Below are 14,083 nucleotides of genomic sequence, written 5' to 3'. Positions count from 1 at the left end.
TCAGTTGCGCACCGGCTTGCCGGTGCTGAGCATCCCCATGATCCGCTCCTGCGTCTTGGGGTGCACGATGAGCGAGCAGAACGCCTTGCGTTCCAGCGCCATCAGGTATTCCTCGGTCACGAGCGAGCCCGCGTCCACGTCGCCGCCGGTGACCACGTTCGCGATCAGGCTCGCGATGTGGAAGTCGTGCGCGCTGATGAAGCCGCCGTCGCGCATGTTCACGAGCTGGCCCTTGATCGTCGCGGCGCCGCTGCGGCCCGCCACGCGGAAGGTGCGGCGCAGCGGCGGGCGGTAGCCGGCGTCGGCCATGGCCTTGGCCTGCTGCAGCGCCACGTAGAGCAGCTCGTCCTTGTTCGGCACGATCACGTCGCTGTCGAGCAGGTAGCCGAGCTTCCTCGAATCGAGCGCGCCCGTGCCCACCTTCGCCATTGCAGCGGCCGTGAAGCCTTCGGTGAGGAAGGGCAGCAGGTCGGTGCCGGTCGAAGCCGAGGCGTTCTCGGCCGCGCGGCGCGCGATGTAGGTCAGGCCGCCGGCGCCCGGGATCAGGCCCACGCCGACCTCGACCAGGCCGATGTAGCTTTCCATCGCCGCCACGCGCTTCGACGAGTACACGGCCAGCTCGCAGCCGCCGCCCAGCGCCAGGCCGCGCACGGCCGAGACCACCGGCACGTTGGCATAGCGGATCTTGAGCATCACGTTCTGCAGCTCTTCCTCCGCGCCCTCGACCGCGCCGATGCCAGCGACCACGAAGGCCGGCAGCATCGCCTGCAGGTCGGCGCCGACCGAGAACATCTCGTCGGGCGACCAGATCACCAGGCCCTTGTATTCGGCCTCGGCGAGTTCGACCGCGGCGCCGAGCGCCTCGGCCACGTCGGGGCTGATGGCGTGCATCTTCGAATGGATGCTCGCGATCAGCACCTCGCCGTCGAGCGTCCACACGCGCACGTCGCCTTCATCGCTGATCGTGGTGCCGGCCGTGTTGGCATCGGCCGCGTTCGCGCCGAGCACGCTCTCGGGGAACAGCTGGCGCGCATGCACCGGCAGCTTGCGCTGCGGCACGAACTTGTTCTGCGAAGCGCTCCACGAACCTTCGGGCGTGTGCACGCCGCCGGCCTCGGCCACCGGGCCTTCGAACACCCACTTCGGCAGCGGCGCGCTGCTCAGCGCCTTGCCGGCGTCGATGTCTTCCTGCACCCACTTCGCGACCTGCGCCCAGCCGGCTTCCTGCCAGAGTTCGAACGGGCCCTGCTTCATGCCGAAGCCCCAGCGCATCGCGAAGTCGATGTCGCGCGCGCTCTCGGCGATGTCGCCCAGGTGCACGGCCGCGTAATGGAAGCCGTCGCGCAGGATCGCCCAGAGGAACTGGCCCTGCGGTCCTTCGCTCTCGCGCAGCAGCTTCAGGCGCTCGCCCGCGGGCTTCTTGAGCATGCGGCCGTAGACCTCGTCGGCCTTGGCGCCGGCGGGCACGTAGTCGCCGCTCTGGAGGTCGAAGCGCAGGATGTCGCGGCCCACCTTCTTGAAGAAACCAGCCTTGGTCTTCTGGCCCAGGTTCTTCAGTTCCAGCAGCTTGGCGAGCACCGGCGGCGTCGCGAAGTTGGCGTAGAAGGGATCGGTCTCGGCGTTGAGGTTGTCCTGCAGCGTCTTCACCACGTGGGCCATGGTGTCCAGGCCCACCACGTCGGCGGTGCGGAAGGTGCCCGAGCTCGCGCGGCCCAGCTTCTTGCCCGTGAGGTCGTCCACCACGTCGGGCGTGAGGCCGAACTTCTCGACTTCCTTCAGCGTGGCCAGCATGCCGGCGATGCCGACGCGGTTGGCGATGAAGTTGGGCGTGTCGTGCGCGCGCACCACGCCCTTGCCGAGCGTGCTGGTGACGAAGGCCTCGAGGTCGTCGAGCACCTGCGGCTGCGTGGTGGGCGTGTTGATCAGCTCCACCAGGAACATGTAGCGCGGCGGATTGAAGAAGTGGATGCCGCAGAAGCGCGGCTTCAGTGCTTCGGGCAATGCCTCGCTGAGCTTGGTGATCGACAGGCCCGAGGTGTTCGAGGCCAGGATCGCGTGCTTGGCCACGTGCGGCGCGATCTTCTTGTAGAGATCGAGCTTCCAGTCCATGCGCTCGGCGATCGCCTCGATCACCAGGTCGCATTCGCCGAGCAGGTCGAGGTTGTCGTCGTAGTTGGCCTGTTGGATCAGGCCCGCATCGGCCACGTCGCCCAGCGGCGCGGGCTTGAGCTTCTTGAGGTTGTCGATGGCGCGCGTGACGATGCCGTTCTTCGGGCCTTCCTTGGCCGCCAGGTCGAACAGCACCACCGGCACGCGCACGTTGACGAGGTGGGCCGCGATCTGCGCGCCCATCACGCCGGCGCCGAGCACGGCGACCTTCTTCACTTGAAATCGGGACATGTTTGGTATTTCTTGGATAGGTTGCGCGCAGGCTTACTGCACGCGGTTCCAGGTTTGGGTGCGCCAGAAGGGGCCCAGATAGCCGCGCACTTCGAGCTTCTTGCCGCCATCGATCGGCGTGAAGCTCGCGCGGTATTCCTTGCCGTTCTCGGGGTCGAGGATCTTCCCGCCCTCCCAGACGTCCTTGCCGTCGGCCTTCTTGCCGCCGCGGATGATCTCCAGGCCGGCGATCGGCTGGCCCTTGCGGTCGTCCGAGCATTCGTCGCAGACCGCGTCGGGCTTGCCGTCCTTCTTCAACGACTTCTCGATGCGCCCCAGCAGCGCGCCGCCGGCCTCGCCGATGCGGATCTCGGCCTTGGCCTCGCCGGTCTTGTCGTCGACGTTGCGCCACAGGCCCACCGGGGTGGTCTGGGCCAGGGCCGTGACCGAGGTCGCGACGAGGACGAGGGCTGCAAGCGTTGCTTTCATGGTCGGCTCCGGGAAGTGGTCGAAGAGGGGAAGCGCGGACTCAGGCCAGCGCGGCGTCGGTGTCCATCAGCACCTTGCTGCCGGCACGGGCCGTGCGCATCAGCGTCGCGGTCTCGGGGAACAGCTTGGCGAAGTAGAAGCGCGCGGTCTGCAGCTTGGCGACGTAGAACGGATCGGTGTTGCCGGCCGCGATCTCGCGCAGCGCGACCTGCGCCATGCGGGCGAACAGGTAGCCGAACACGAAGTGGCCGGCCACGCGCAGGTAGTCCACCGCGGCGGCGCCGACTTCGTCGGGGTTCTGGAAGCCCTTGAAGCCGATCTCGGTCGTGAACTTGGTGAGCTGGTCGCCCAGGCCCGCGATCGGGTTGATGAACTCGGCCATCTTCTCGTTCACGCCCTCTTCTTCCACCAGCTTCGCGACCAGCTTGCCGAACTTCTTCAGCGAGGCGCCGTTGTTGCCCAGCACCTTGCGGCCCAGCAGGTCGAGCGACTGCACGGTGTTCGTGCCTTCGTAGATCATGTTGATGCGGTTGTCGCGCACGTACTGCTCCATGCCCCATTCCTTGATGAAGCCATGGCCGCCGAAGACCTGCATGCAGGCATTGGTCGCGATGTGGCCGTTGTCGGTGATGAAGGCCTTCACGATCGGCGTGAGCAGCGCGACCAGCTCGCCGCTGTCCTTGCGCACCTTCTCGTCGGGATGGTGGTGCTCCTTGTCGAGCAGCAGGGTGCAGAACACCTGCAGCGCGCGGCCGCCCTCGGCATAGGCCTTGGCGGTCAGCAGCATCTTGCGCACGTCGGGGTGCACGATGATCGGATCGGCTTCCTTGTCCTTGGCCTTCACGCCCGACAGCGAGCGCATCTGCAGGCGGTCCTTGGCATAGGCCAGCGCGTTCTGGAACGCCACCTCGGTCAGGCCCAGCGACTGGTTGCCCACGCCCAGGCGCGCGGCGTTCATCATCACGAACATCGCGGCCAGGCCCTTGTTGGGCTCGCCCACCAGCGAACCGGTAGCGCCCTCGATCACGATCTGCGCGGTGGCATTGCCATGGATGCCCATCTTGTGCTCGAGGCCGGAGCAGAAGATCGGGTTGCGCTCGCCGAGCGAACCGTCGGCCTTGACCTTGAACTTCGGCACCACGAACAGGCTGATGCCCTTGCTGCCCTTGGGCGCGTCGGGCAGGCGGGCCAGCACCAGGTGAATGATGTTGCCGGCCATGTCGTGCTCGCCGGCCGAGATGAAGATCTTGTTGCCGGTGATGCGATAGCTGCCGTCGGCCTGCGGTTCGGCCTTGGTGCGCAGCAGGCCGAGGTCGGTGCCGCAATGGGGTTCGGTCAGGCACATGGTGCCGGTCCATTCGCCGCTCACCAGCTTGGGCAGGTAGGTCTTCTTCTGCTCGTCGGTGCCGTGCGCCACCAGCGCCTCGTAGGCGCCGTGCGAGAGGCCCGGGTACATGGTCCAGGCCTGGTTCGCGCTGTTGAGCATCTCGAACAGGCACTGGTTGACCACGAAGGGCAGGCCCTGGCCGCCGAAGGCCGGGTCGCACGACAGCGCGGGCCAGCCGCCCTCCACGTACTTGGCATAGGCTTCCTTGAAGCCCTTGGGCGTCTTCACCTCGTGCGTGGCCTTGTCGAGCACGCAGCCTTCCTCGTCGCCGCTGATGTTGAGCGGGAAGGTGACTTCGGCCGCGAACTTGCCGGCCTCCTCGATCACCGCGTTGATGGTGTCGGCGTCGGTCTCGGCATGCGCGGGCAGTGCCTTGAGTTCCTCGGCGACGTTGAGCACTTCGTGCAGCACGAACTGCATGTCGCGCACGGGTGGGTTGTAGCTGGGCATCCGGAACTCTCCTGGTCGAACTGAAAGATGAAAGGGAAAAGAAAAAGGAAAAGGAAAACGGTGCCGCGCGTTCAGCGCACGGTCTTGAGGCGGCGCACGCGCGAGGGCGCGGCAGCGGTCGCGGTCGGCGCGGGCGTCCCGGCCGCCGCATAGCGGCCGAGGATGTTGTCGAAGCCGGTGTTGGCGCGGCCGATGGAGCCGGGCACGCGCAGGAAGCGGGCCTCGTAGTGCAGCGCGAGGATCAGGCCATGGATCTCGAACGCGACCTGGCGCTCGTCGGCATCGGCGTTGAGGTGGCCCTCCTCCTTCGACTGCACGATTGCGCGCAACACGGCGGCCTGCCAGATCGAGACCGACTCCACCAGCGCGTCGCGCACCGGGCCCGGGCGGTCGTCGAATTCGGAAGCGCCGCTGATGTAGATGCAGCCCGAGTCGATCTCGGTCGAGGTGCGCTTCATCCAGTTGGCGAACATCGCGCGCAGCCGCGGCAGGCCGCGATCGGCCTCGATGGCGGGGAAGAACACTTCCTGCTCGAAGCGCGCGTGATACTCGCGCACCACCGAGATCTGCAGCTCCTCGCGCGAGCCGAAATGGGCGAACACGCCCGACTTGCTCATCTTGGTGATCTCGGCCACGGCGCCGATCGACAGGCCCTCGAGCCCGATCTGCGCGGCGAGCGCCAATGCGGCGTCGACGATCACGGCCTTGGTCTGCTGGCCCTTCTGGGCGGCGCGGGCCGGCTTGGCGGAAACGGCATTGACGGACATCGTGGGGTTCCAGACAAAAACGAACGGTCGTTCTATTTTGCAGGGGCTTTCGATTCTTCGCCGGCAAAGACCTTGATTTAACAAAGGTTATACCGCTCGCGTGGCAATGGCGTGGCACTCCTCGCAAGCGAAACGCCCCGTGCGCACGAGGCGCACGGGGCGTTGCAGGGGAGCGGAAAGGCCGGGCCCGTCGATCAGAAGTCCTGCGCCACCGGCCGCAGCACGACCTCGTTGATGTCCACGTTCGCCGGCTGCTCCACCGCGTACACCACCGCGCGCGCCACCGAGTCCGAGGGGATCTGGCTGGCCTCGTAGAAGGCCTGCACGCCGGCGGCAGTCTCGGCATCGGTGGTGCCGAACTTCAGTTCGGACTCGACCGCGCCGGGCGAGACGATGGTCACGCGGATGCCGGTGTTGCCAACCTCCACGCGCAGGCCTTCCGAGATGGCGCGCACCGCGTACTTTGTGGCGCTGTAGACGGTGCCGATCGGCGTGAACACCTTGATGCCGGCGATCGAGGCCACGTTGACGATGTGGCCGCTGCCCTGCGCCTGCATGCGCGGCAGCACGGCGGCGATGCCGTAGAGCACGCCCTTGATGTTGACGTCGATGGTGCGGTCCCATTCGTCGACCTTGAGCTTCTCGATCGGCGACAGCGGCATCACGCCCGCGTTGTTGACCAGCACGTCGATGCGGCCGAAGGCCTCGACGGTGGCGGCGGCGAGCCGCTCGAGGTCCTCGCGCTTCGCCACGTCGGTGGCGACCGCGATCGCCTCGCCGCCGGCTGCGCGGATCTCGGCGACCACCTTCTCGAGGCGGTCGGTGCGGCGCGCGGCCAGCACCACCTTGGCGCCGCGGGCGGCCAGGTGGCGGGCGGTGGATTCGCCGAGGCCGCTGCTGGCGCCGGTGACGATGGCAACCTTGCCGCGGATGTTGTCTTGAACGGAAGTCATGGTGTTTTCCTTGGGGTGGACGTTGAAGAACTTGAAGAAGTGCATGCAGTGTGGAAAATCCGGGCGTTCCCGTAAATGAAACTCTCACGACTTCAGAATTCCTGATTCAGGAACACTCAACCCATCGTCCAACTACCCATGTCGAACCGCCTCGAAGCCCTGCGCGTGTTCTGCGCCGCCGCCGATGCGGCCAACTTCCGCGATGCCGCGGTGCGCCTGGCGGTCTCGCCGCAGGTGGTCACGCGCGCCGTGCGCGAGCTCGAGGAGGAACTGGGCGAGCCGCTGTTCCACCGCAGCACGCGCGGCGTGCAGCTCACCGACTTCGGCCGCCAGCTCGCGCAGCGCGCGCGCACCGCGGTCGGTGGGGTCGATGCGCTGTTCCACCGCACCGACCGGCGCGCGCTGTCGCAGCACGCGGGCACGGTGCGCGTCACCGCGCCCAACGTCTACGGCCGGCGGCTGATTCCCGAGGCGCTGGCACCAATGCTGGCCGCGCATCCGGGGCTGGTGCTCGACCTGCGGCTGTCGGAGGAACATGCCGACGTGGTCGACGAGCAGATCGACATCGGCGTGCGCGCCGGCCCGATCCGCGATGCGCGCTTCGTCGCGCGCACGGTCGGGCGCATGCAGCTGCGCGTGGTGGCGGCGCCGGCGCTGATCGCGCGCACCGGCATCCCGCAGGACATCGAGGCGCTGCCGGGCTTTCCGCTCACCGCGCTGCTCGACCGCAGCGTGGGCCGTCCCTGGTCCTGGTTCTTCAGCAAGGGGCGGCAGATGCCGGTGGCGGCGCCGGCCTTCATCAGCGACGACGTGGAGGCCGAGTGCACCGCCGTGCGCGCGGGCCTGGGCTTCGGCCAGCTCGCGGGGCCGCTGGCCGAGCCGCTGATCGCGTCGGGCGAGCTGGTCGAGGTGCTCGAGGCCGAGGCGCCCGAGTCCTGGCCGATCCATGTCTACCGCTCGCAGCGCGCGCCGGTGCCCGCGCGCGTGCGGCTGGTCTACGACGAACTCGTGCGCGCGCTGCGCTGAGACCTACTCGTACTTCTGTCCTTCGAGCATCAGCTCGGGCGTGCCGATCACCGCGTTGAGCGCATCGAAGTCCAGCATCTGCGGCCGCCACGGCTGCGTGGTGCGGTGGCGGTGCAGGCTCGCGTAGTAGCCCTGCAGCGTGTGCGTCACGGCGCGCGCCGTGCCGCCCGGGAAGATCGCGATGCGAAAGCCGTGCCGCTGCAATGCATCGGCATCCTCGATCGGCGTCTTGCCGCCTTCGACCATGTTGGCCAGCAGCGGCACGCGGTCGCCGAAGCGCCGGCAGGCCGCGTCCATCTGCTCGGGCGAACGCAGCGCCTCGATGAAGAGCGCGTCCACGCCGCAGGCGAGATAGGCCTCGGCGCGGTCGAGCGCGGCCTCCATGCCCTCGACCGCCACCGCGTCGGTGCGCGCGAGGATCAGGGTTTCGCTCGAGCTGCGCGCATCGAGCGCGGCCTTGAGCTTGCCGACCATCTCGCGCTCGGACACCACGGCCTTGCCGTCGAGATGGCCGCAACGCTTGGGAAAGGTCTGGTCCTCGATCTGCACCATGGCCGCGCCCGCGCGTTCGAAGCCGCGCACGGTGCGCTGGGTGTTGAGCGCATTGCCGAAGCCGGTGTCGGCGTCGACGATCACCGGCACGCGCACGCGCTCGGTGATGCGCGCCAGCGTGTCGGCCACCTCGGTGAAGGTGGTGAGGCCGACGTCGGAGCGGCCGAGCCGCGTGTAGGCGATGGAGGCGCCCGAGAGGTACAGCGCCTCGAAGCCGGCCTGCTCGGCCACCAGTGCGCTGAGCGCGTCGTACACGCCGGGCGCGAGCACGATGTCGTTGCGCGCGAGCCGGGTCTTGAAGGAAGGATTCGTCATGCGGAGTTCGTCCTGGTTTGGATGGATGCGGCGAGCGTGCGCGCCGCGATATAGCCGCCGGCCACGGCGCTCAGCAGGCCGTTGCCGGAGAGATAGCCCCAGACCGCGTCGCCCGACACGCCACCCGCCGCGCCGCCCGCGGCCAGCAGGTTGTGAAAGGGCGTGCCGTCGTGGCGCAGCACGCGCATGTCGGGCGCGGTGTCGAGGCCGCCCTGGGTGTGGAACAGCGCGCCCGTGACCTTGACCGCGAAGTACGGTGCCTCGAGTCCGCGCGCGAACGCACGGCCGTCGGACGTGGGCGTGCCGGTACGCATCGCGTCGAGCGTGGCCTGCAGCACCGCGGCCTCGCAGCCGATGCAGTCGGCCAGTGCGGCCACCGACTCGCAGCGCCGCACGGCACCCGCCGCCTCGGCCTCGCAGAAATCGGGAAAGCCGCGCGCCAGCGCGAGCAGCGGCGCGTCGAACACGTTCCAGGCGATGCCGCCCGGCTGCGCGAGCACATGCACCGCGGCTTCGGAGTAGCCCTGGGTCTCGTCATGGAAGCGCCGCCCCTCGCAGTTGAGCTGCACGCCGCCTTCCATCATCACGGCCCAGGACATCAGCGCGCCCTGCGGCGTGACCCAGGAGCCGTGGCCCTGGTAACCGCCGAGGTCGCGCAGCCGCGCGCCCAGCGCCTCGCCCCAGAGGATCGCGCTGCCGTCGTTGCCCACGTGGCCGCCGAACGCGGCCTCGGCCATCTCGGGCAGCAGCGCGCGCACCATCCGCGCATTGCCGCCGAAGCCGTTGCAGGCCAGCAGCAGCGCATCGCAGCCCAGCGTCTCGCGGCTGCCGTCGGGGCGCGCGTACTCGACGCCGACCACGCGGTCGCCGTCATCGAGCACCAGCGTGTCGACCAGCGCCTGCGTCAGCACCGGGATGCCGGCTGCCTCGGCGGCCGACTGCAGCGCCGCCATCAGCGCGGCGCCGGTCTTCTGTTCGAGCGCATGCATGCGGTGCACGCCATGGCCCGGGTAGAGGAAGCCATCGAGCAGCAGCCACCGCAGCCCGTGGCGCGCCTGCAGCGCATCGAGCGCCGGGCCGATGGCGCCCGCATAGGCCGCGACCAGCGCGGGCGCCGCGCGGCCATGGGCCTTGGCCTGGATGTCGGCGGCGAAGCGCTCGGCGCTGTCGTCGAGCACACCGTGCGCGCGCTGCGCGAGCGTGCCGGGCGCGGGGATGAAGCCCGAGGACAGCGCGGTCGATCCACTCGGCAGCGCATCGCGCTCGAGCACCACGCAGTCCACGCCCGCATCGGCCAGCATCAGCGCGGCCGTGAGCCCGCAGGCGCCGCCGCCGACGATCGCCACCGGCACGCGCACCTCGGCCTCGACCGAGGCCGCCCGGCGCACCGGTCGCGACGGGTTCGAACTCATGCGAGCGACGCGGCGAAGGCCGCGCAGTCCGTCACCTCGGCCACGTTGCGCATGTCGGCCAGCGAGGTCTGATGCCTTTCCTCGCCGAAGGCCGCGCAGCCGTCGGCCAGCACCAGCGTGCGGTAGTCGCGCATGTGCGCATCGCGCACCGTGCTCGCGACGCCGCCGTTGGTGACGATGCCGCAGACCGCCACCGTGTCGATGCCCGCGCGGCGCAGCACCCAGTCGAGCTGGGTGTTGAAGAAGGCCGAGTACGCGACCTTGCTCACGTTCACGTCGACCAGCCCGGCCAGCGCATCGACGTTGGCCTGACCCCAGCTGCCGGGCGCGAAGTCGCCCTTGGCGAGGTACGGGCGCAGCGCCTTCAGGTGCGGCGACACCATCGGCTCGCCCGCGGTATCGGGCCACAGCGTGAACTGGCTCGCCACCACCATGCCGCCCGCGGCCTTGAGCACGCGCGCCACCGCGGCCACGCGCGCCGGCAGCAGCAGCGCCGGCGGATTGGTGTCGCCGCCGCGCGCATAGGCGCCCCTTGGGTCGAGGAAGTCGTTCTGCAGGTCGATGACGACCAGCGCGGTGCGTGCCGCGATCGGTTGCCTGGTTTCGCTCATGACAGCCTCACGAGAAGGTTGCCGTGCGCATCGACCTCGGCATGGAAGCCGGGTTCGAGCCACACGGTGGTGTCGGCCTGCTCGAGGATCGCGGGCCCCTCGATGCGCGCGGCCACCGGCAGTTCCAGGCGCGCATAGCGTTGCGCCTCGTGCCAGCGGCCGTCGTGGAACACGCGCTGCGTGCCCAGCGGCGCGGTGCTGCCCTGCCCCTCGGGCGCGAGCACCTTCAGGTCGAACTTGGGCCGCACGCCGATGCGCGCATAGCGCAGGTTCATCACGCGGATCGCGATGCCCTCGAGCACGCGGCCGAAGGCGGCCGTGTAGCTGGCCTCGAAGGCGGCGCGGATGGCCGCGGCCGTGAGCGGCGCGCTGCCCAGCACCACGGGCAGCGTGTGGGTCTGGCCCGCGTAGAGCATGTCGAGCGCGATCACCTCGCGCACTTCGTCGAAGCGCACGCCCGAGGAGTCGAGGCGCTGCTGGCAGCTCGCGGCCAGCTCGTCGATGCGGCGCTGGACCTCCGCCACGTCGAGTTCGGCCAGCGGCTTGTTGAGGGTCTGCACCGCGTCGTGGCGCATGTCGGCGATCACGCAACCCAGCGCCGAGGTCACGCCGGGATAGCGCGGCACGATGCCGGTGGCCACGCCGACCTCGCGCATCATCGCGCACACGTGCAGCGCGCCGCCGCCGCCGAAGGGCATGTAGGCGAAGCGGCGCGGGTCGTGGCCGCGTTCGATCGACACCAGGCGAATGGCGCCGGCCATGCGCGCGTTGGCGACCGTGAGGATGGCCTCGGCGGCCGCGTGCACGTCCAGGCCCAGCGGGCGCGCGACGTGTTCCTCGATGGCCTGGCGCGACTTCTCGCCGTCGAGCGCCGCGAGCAGGCCGCCGCCGAGCGGCCGATCGGCCGCGATGCGGCCCAGCAGCACGTTGGCGTCGGTCACCGTGGGGCGCATGTTGCCGCGCCCGTAGCAGGCCGGGCCCGGCACGCTGCCGGCCGACTCGGGTCCCACCTGCAGCATGCCGCTCGCATCCACCGAGGCGATCGAGCCGCCGCCCGCGCCGATGGTCTCGATCTGGATCATCGGCGAGCGGATCACCATGCCGAACTCGATCGCGGTCTGCGCGGCCAGCGCGGCCTCGCCGTTGGCCACCAGCGAGACGTCGAACGAGGTGCCGCCCATGTCGCCGGTGATCGCGTTCGGAAAGCCGGCCGCGCGCGCGATGGCCGCGCAGGCGATCACGCCGGCCGCCGGGCCCGACAGCGCGGTGCGCACCGGCAGGTCGCTCGCGGTCTGGCGCGACATCACGCCGCCGTTGCTCTGCACCACCAGCAGCTCGCCCGCGAAGCCCTGCGCGCGCAGGTCCGACTCGAGCCGGCCGAGGTAGCTGCCCACCACCGGCTGCAGCGCGGCATTGAGCGTGGCGGTCGAGCAGCGCTCGAATTCGCGGATCTCGGGCAGCACCTCGCTGGCCGAGGTGACGTGCGGATTCGGCCAGAGCTCGCGCACCGCCGCGACCGCGAGCCGTTCGTTCGCCGGGTTGGCGTAGGTGTTGATGAAGAACACGCAGACCGCCTCGCAGCCGGCCTCGAGCAGCGCGCGCGCCTCGGCGCGCACCTGGTCAAGATCGACCGCGGTGTGCAGCGTGCCATCGGCCAGCACGCGCTCATCGACCTCGCGGCGCAGGTCGCGCGGCACCACGGGCAGGAAGCTGCCGCGCAGGCCCCAGGTCTGGGGCCGGTCGCGGCGGCGCATCTCGAGCACGTCGCGAAAGCCGCGCGTGGTGATGATGCCGGTGCGCGCCACCTTGCGCTCGAGCAGCGCGTTGGTGCCGACGGTGGTGCCGTGCACGATGGTGGCGATGGCCGCGGCCGAATCGGCCACGCGTGCCACGCCGTTCATGAAGCCGCGCGCTTCCTCGCCGCGCGTGGACGGCACCTTGACGATGCGCGCCGTGCCGTTCGCCTCGTCGAGCACGAACAGGTCGGTGAAGGTGCCGCCGACGTCGACGCCGACGACCAGGGAATTGCGGGAGTTGCCAGGGGAGCTCATTCGGATGCCTCGTCCTTGTCGTTCTTGTCGTTGCCGGTCGTCACATAGCCCATCGCGCGGTCGGCCGCGCGCTGCGCCGCGGGCCGCTCGGCGGCCTCGCCCCAGCCGCCGCCGCCCGGCGTCTCGAGCCGCACGCGCTCGCCGCGCTCGAGCCGGATGCCGCGCATCTTCGAGACCATCGGCGGCACGTGCCATTCGCCCGCGTTCTCGTAGCGGAACACGTTGACCGCGCCCGCGCCGCCGCCCGCGATGCCCTTGGGCGGCGAGGTGCCGCGCTCGCCGAACACGAAGACTTCGGCGTCCTGCTCGAGCAGCTCGATCTCGTAGACGGCGCCGAGGCCGCCGCGGTGCCGGCCGTCGCCGCCCGAATCGGCGCGCAGCGACCATTCGGTGAAGCGCACCGGGTAGGCGGCCTCGAGAATCTCCAGCGGCGGAATGGTCGCGGTCGAGATCGGCGCGTTGCCGTGCGAGAGCCCGTCGCCACCCGAGTGGCCGCCATGGCCGCCGCCGAAGAAGCTGAACATCACCCAGCGCTGGCCCTCGCGGCCCTTGTCGCTGCGGTGGCCCGCGATCGACAGCGCATTGATGGTGCCGTAGGCCTGCGCGACGGCGCGCGTGGGATCGGCCTGCGCGGCGGCGCTGAAGATCACGTCGATCATGCGCAGGATGGTCTCTGTGTAGCCGCCGACCGGGCGCGGGCGCTCGGCGCTGATCACCAGCCGGTCGGGGATATCGAAGTCCACCGCGTCGAGCACGCCGGCATTGGCGGGCACATCGGGGAACAGGTGCTTGAGCGCGACGTAGCAGGCCGCCACGGCGGTGGCGCGCGAGATGTTGACCGGCCCCGCGCATTGCGCCGAGGTGCGCGAGAAGTCGAGCAGCAGCCGGTCGCCGGCCACCGTCATGTCGAGCGCGATGGTCAGCGGCTCGTTCACGATGCCGTCGTTGTCGAGCAGGTCCTCGAAGCTGTAGCGGCCGTCGGGCAGCGAGGCGATGTGCGAGCGCATCAGTCGCAGCGCGCGGCCGCGCAACTCGCCGAGCGCATTCAGCACCAGGTCGTCGCCGTACTCGTCGAGCAGGCCGTTCAGCCGCTTCGCGCCGAGCTCGAGCGCCGCGAGCTGGCCGTTGAGGTCGCCCCAGAGGCTGTCGGGCAGGCGCGTGTTGGCCTGCAGGATCGCGAGCACGTCGGCATCGAGCTTGCCGTCGCGCACGATGCGCACCGGCGGGATCTGCACCGCCTCCTGCCAGCACTCGGTGGCCGCGGGGTTGTAGTTGCCGGGCACCGCGCCGCCCACGTCGTGCCAGTGCGCGGCCGAGGCCATGTGGCAATAGAGCTTGCCGTTGCGGAAGAACGGCTTGACCAGCTTGAAGTCGTTGGCGTGCGTGCCGCCGTCGTAGGCATCGTTGCTGATCCAGATGTCGCCGTCCTTCATGCCGCCGCGCGGCTCGGCCGCGGCGATGGTGGCGCGCACCGCGAAAGCCATGGCGCCGACGAACACCGGCAAGCCCGACTTGCCCTGCACCAGCGTGTCGCCGCTGGTCGCGTCGTACAGGCCGTGGCAGGCGTCGTGCGCCTCGGCAATGATGGGATTGAACGCGCTGCGGTAGAGCGTGGCGTCCATCTCGTCGGCCACCTGCTCGAGGCGGCCGCGCAGCACGGCGAGCGTGACGGGGTCGAGTGTGTCGTTCAT

At 69.9% G+C, this 14,083-nt stretch carries 11 protein-coding genes; 1 reads left to right on the top strand and 10 read right to left on the bottom strand.

Translation table 11 applies throughout. The features are described from left to right. The 5 genes from BM109_RS35980 to BM109_RS35960 form a co-directional block, all read right to left on the bottom strand. On the bottom strand, nt 1–2,400 hold the full coding sequence (locus BM109_RS35980) for a 3-hydroxyacyl-CoA dehydrogenase/enoyl-CoA hydratase family protein (protein ID WP_093354023.1): 2,400 nt from the start codon (nt 2,398–2,400) through the stop codon (nt 1–3). Nucleotides 2,401–2,433: 33 nt separating this feature from the next. Then, complete coding sequence (locus BM109_RS35975) at nt 2,434–2,868, bottom strand: DUF2147 domain-containing protein (protein WP_093354021.1); 435 nt, start codon at nt 2,866–2,868, stop codon at nt 2,434–2,436. A gap of 40 nt (nt 2,869–2,908) precedes the next feature. Then, nucleotides 2,909–4,705 (bottom strand): acyl-CoA dehydrogenase C-terminal domain-containing protein, encoded by a 1,797-nt coding sequence (locus tag BM109_RS35970; protein ID WP_093354018.1) that lies wholly within the window; start codon nt 4,703–4,705, stop codon nt 2,909–2,911. Between the two features lie 71 nt (nt 4,706–4,776). Next, a complete protein-coding gene (locus tag BM109_RS35965; protein WP_093354015.1) occupies nt 4,777–5,472 on the bottom strand; it encodes a TetR/AcrR family transcriptional regulator in 696 nt (231 codons plus the stop codon). Between the two features lie 194 nt (nt 5,473–5,666). Then, nucleotides 5,667–6,425, bottom strand: a complete 759-nt coding sequence (locus BM109_RS35960) for an SDR family oxidoreductase (RefSeq protein ID WP_093354116.1) — start codon at nt 6,423–6,425, stop codon at nt 5,667–5,669. Between the two features lie 138 nt (nt 6,426–6,563). On the opposite strand from BM109_RS35960, the gene BM109_RS35955 reads away from it, so the two are divergent. Next, complete coding sequence (locus BM109_RS35955) at nt 6,564–7,451, top strand: LysR family transcriptional regulator (RefSeq protein WP_093354013.1); 888 nt, start codon at nt 6,564–6,566, stop codon at nt 7,449–7,451. Nucleotides 7,452–7,454: 3 nt separating this feature from the next. On the opposite strand, the gene BM109_RS35950 is transcribed toward BM109_RS35955, so the two are convergent. Genes BM109_RS35950 through BM109_RS35930 form a run of 5 tightly spaced genes read right to left on the bottom strand, consistent with a single transcriptional unit; the run spans nt 7,455 to nt 14,083 of the window. After that, on the bottom strand, nt 7,455–8,318 hold the full coding sequence (locus BM109_RS35950; protein ID WP_093354010.1) for an isocitrate lyase/PEP mutase family protein: 864 nt from the start codon (nt 8,316–8,318) through the stop codon (nt 7,455–7,457). Further along, complete coding sequence (locus BM109_RS35945) at nt 8,315–9,730, bottom strand: FAD-dependent oxidoreductase (RefSeq protein ID WP_093354008.1); 1,416 nt, start codon at nt 9,728–9,730, stop codon at nt 8,315–8,317. The genes BM109_RS35950 and BM109_RS35945 overlap by 4 nt, the downstream gene beginning before the upstream one ends. Then, on the bottom strand, nt 9,727–10,341 hold the full coding sequence (locus tag BM109_RS35940) for a cysteine hydrolase family protein (protein ID WP_093354006.1): 615 nt from the start codon (nt 10,339–10,341) through the stop codon (nt 9,727–9,729). The genes BM109_RS35945 and BM109_RS35940 overlap by 4 nt, the downstream gene beginning before the upstream one ends. Then, the gene (locus tag BM109_RS35935; protein WP_093354003.1) at nt 10,338–12,392 is read right to left on the bottom strand and encodes a hydantoinase/oxoprolinase family protein; all 2,055 of its coding nucleotides are present in this window, start codon (nt 12,390–12,392) and stop codon (nt 10,338–10,340) included. The genes BM109_RS35940 and BM109_RS35935 overlap by 4 nt, the downstream gene beginning before the upstream one ends. Beyond that, entirely contained in the window at nt 12,389–14,083 is a 1,695-nt protein-coding gene (locus BM109_RS35930) for a hydantoinase B/oxoprolinase family protein (RefSeq protein ID WP_093354001.1), read from the bottom strand. Before BM109_RS35930 ends, BM109_RS35935 begins: the two co-directional genes overlap by 4 nt.

The organism is Variovorax sp. PDC80 (assembly GCF_900115375.1).
Taxonomy (GTDB): domain Bacteria; phylum Pseudomonadota; class Gammaproteobacteria; order Burkholderiales; family Burkholderiaceae_C; genus Variovorax.
The sequence above is the reverse complement of the archived record's forward strand: the minus strand, read 5'-3'. Positions and strand labels throughout refer to the sequence as shown.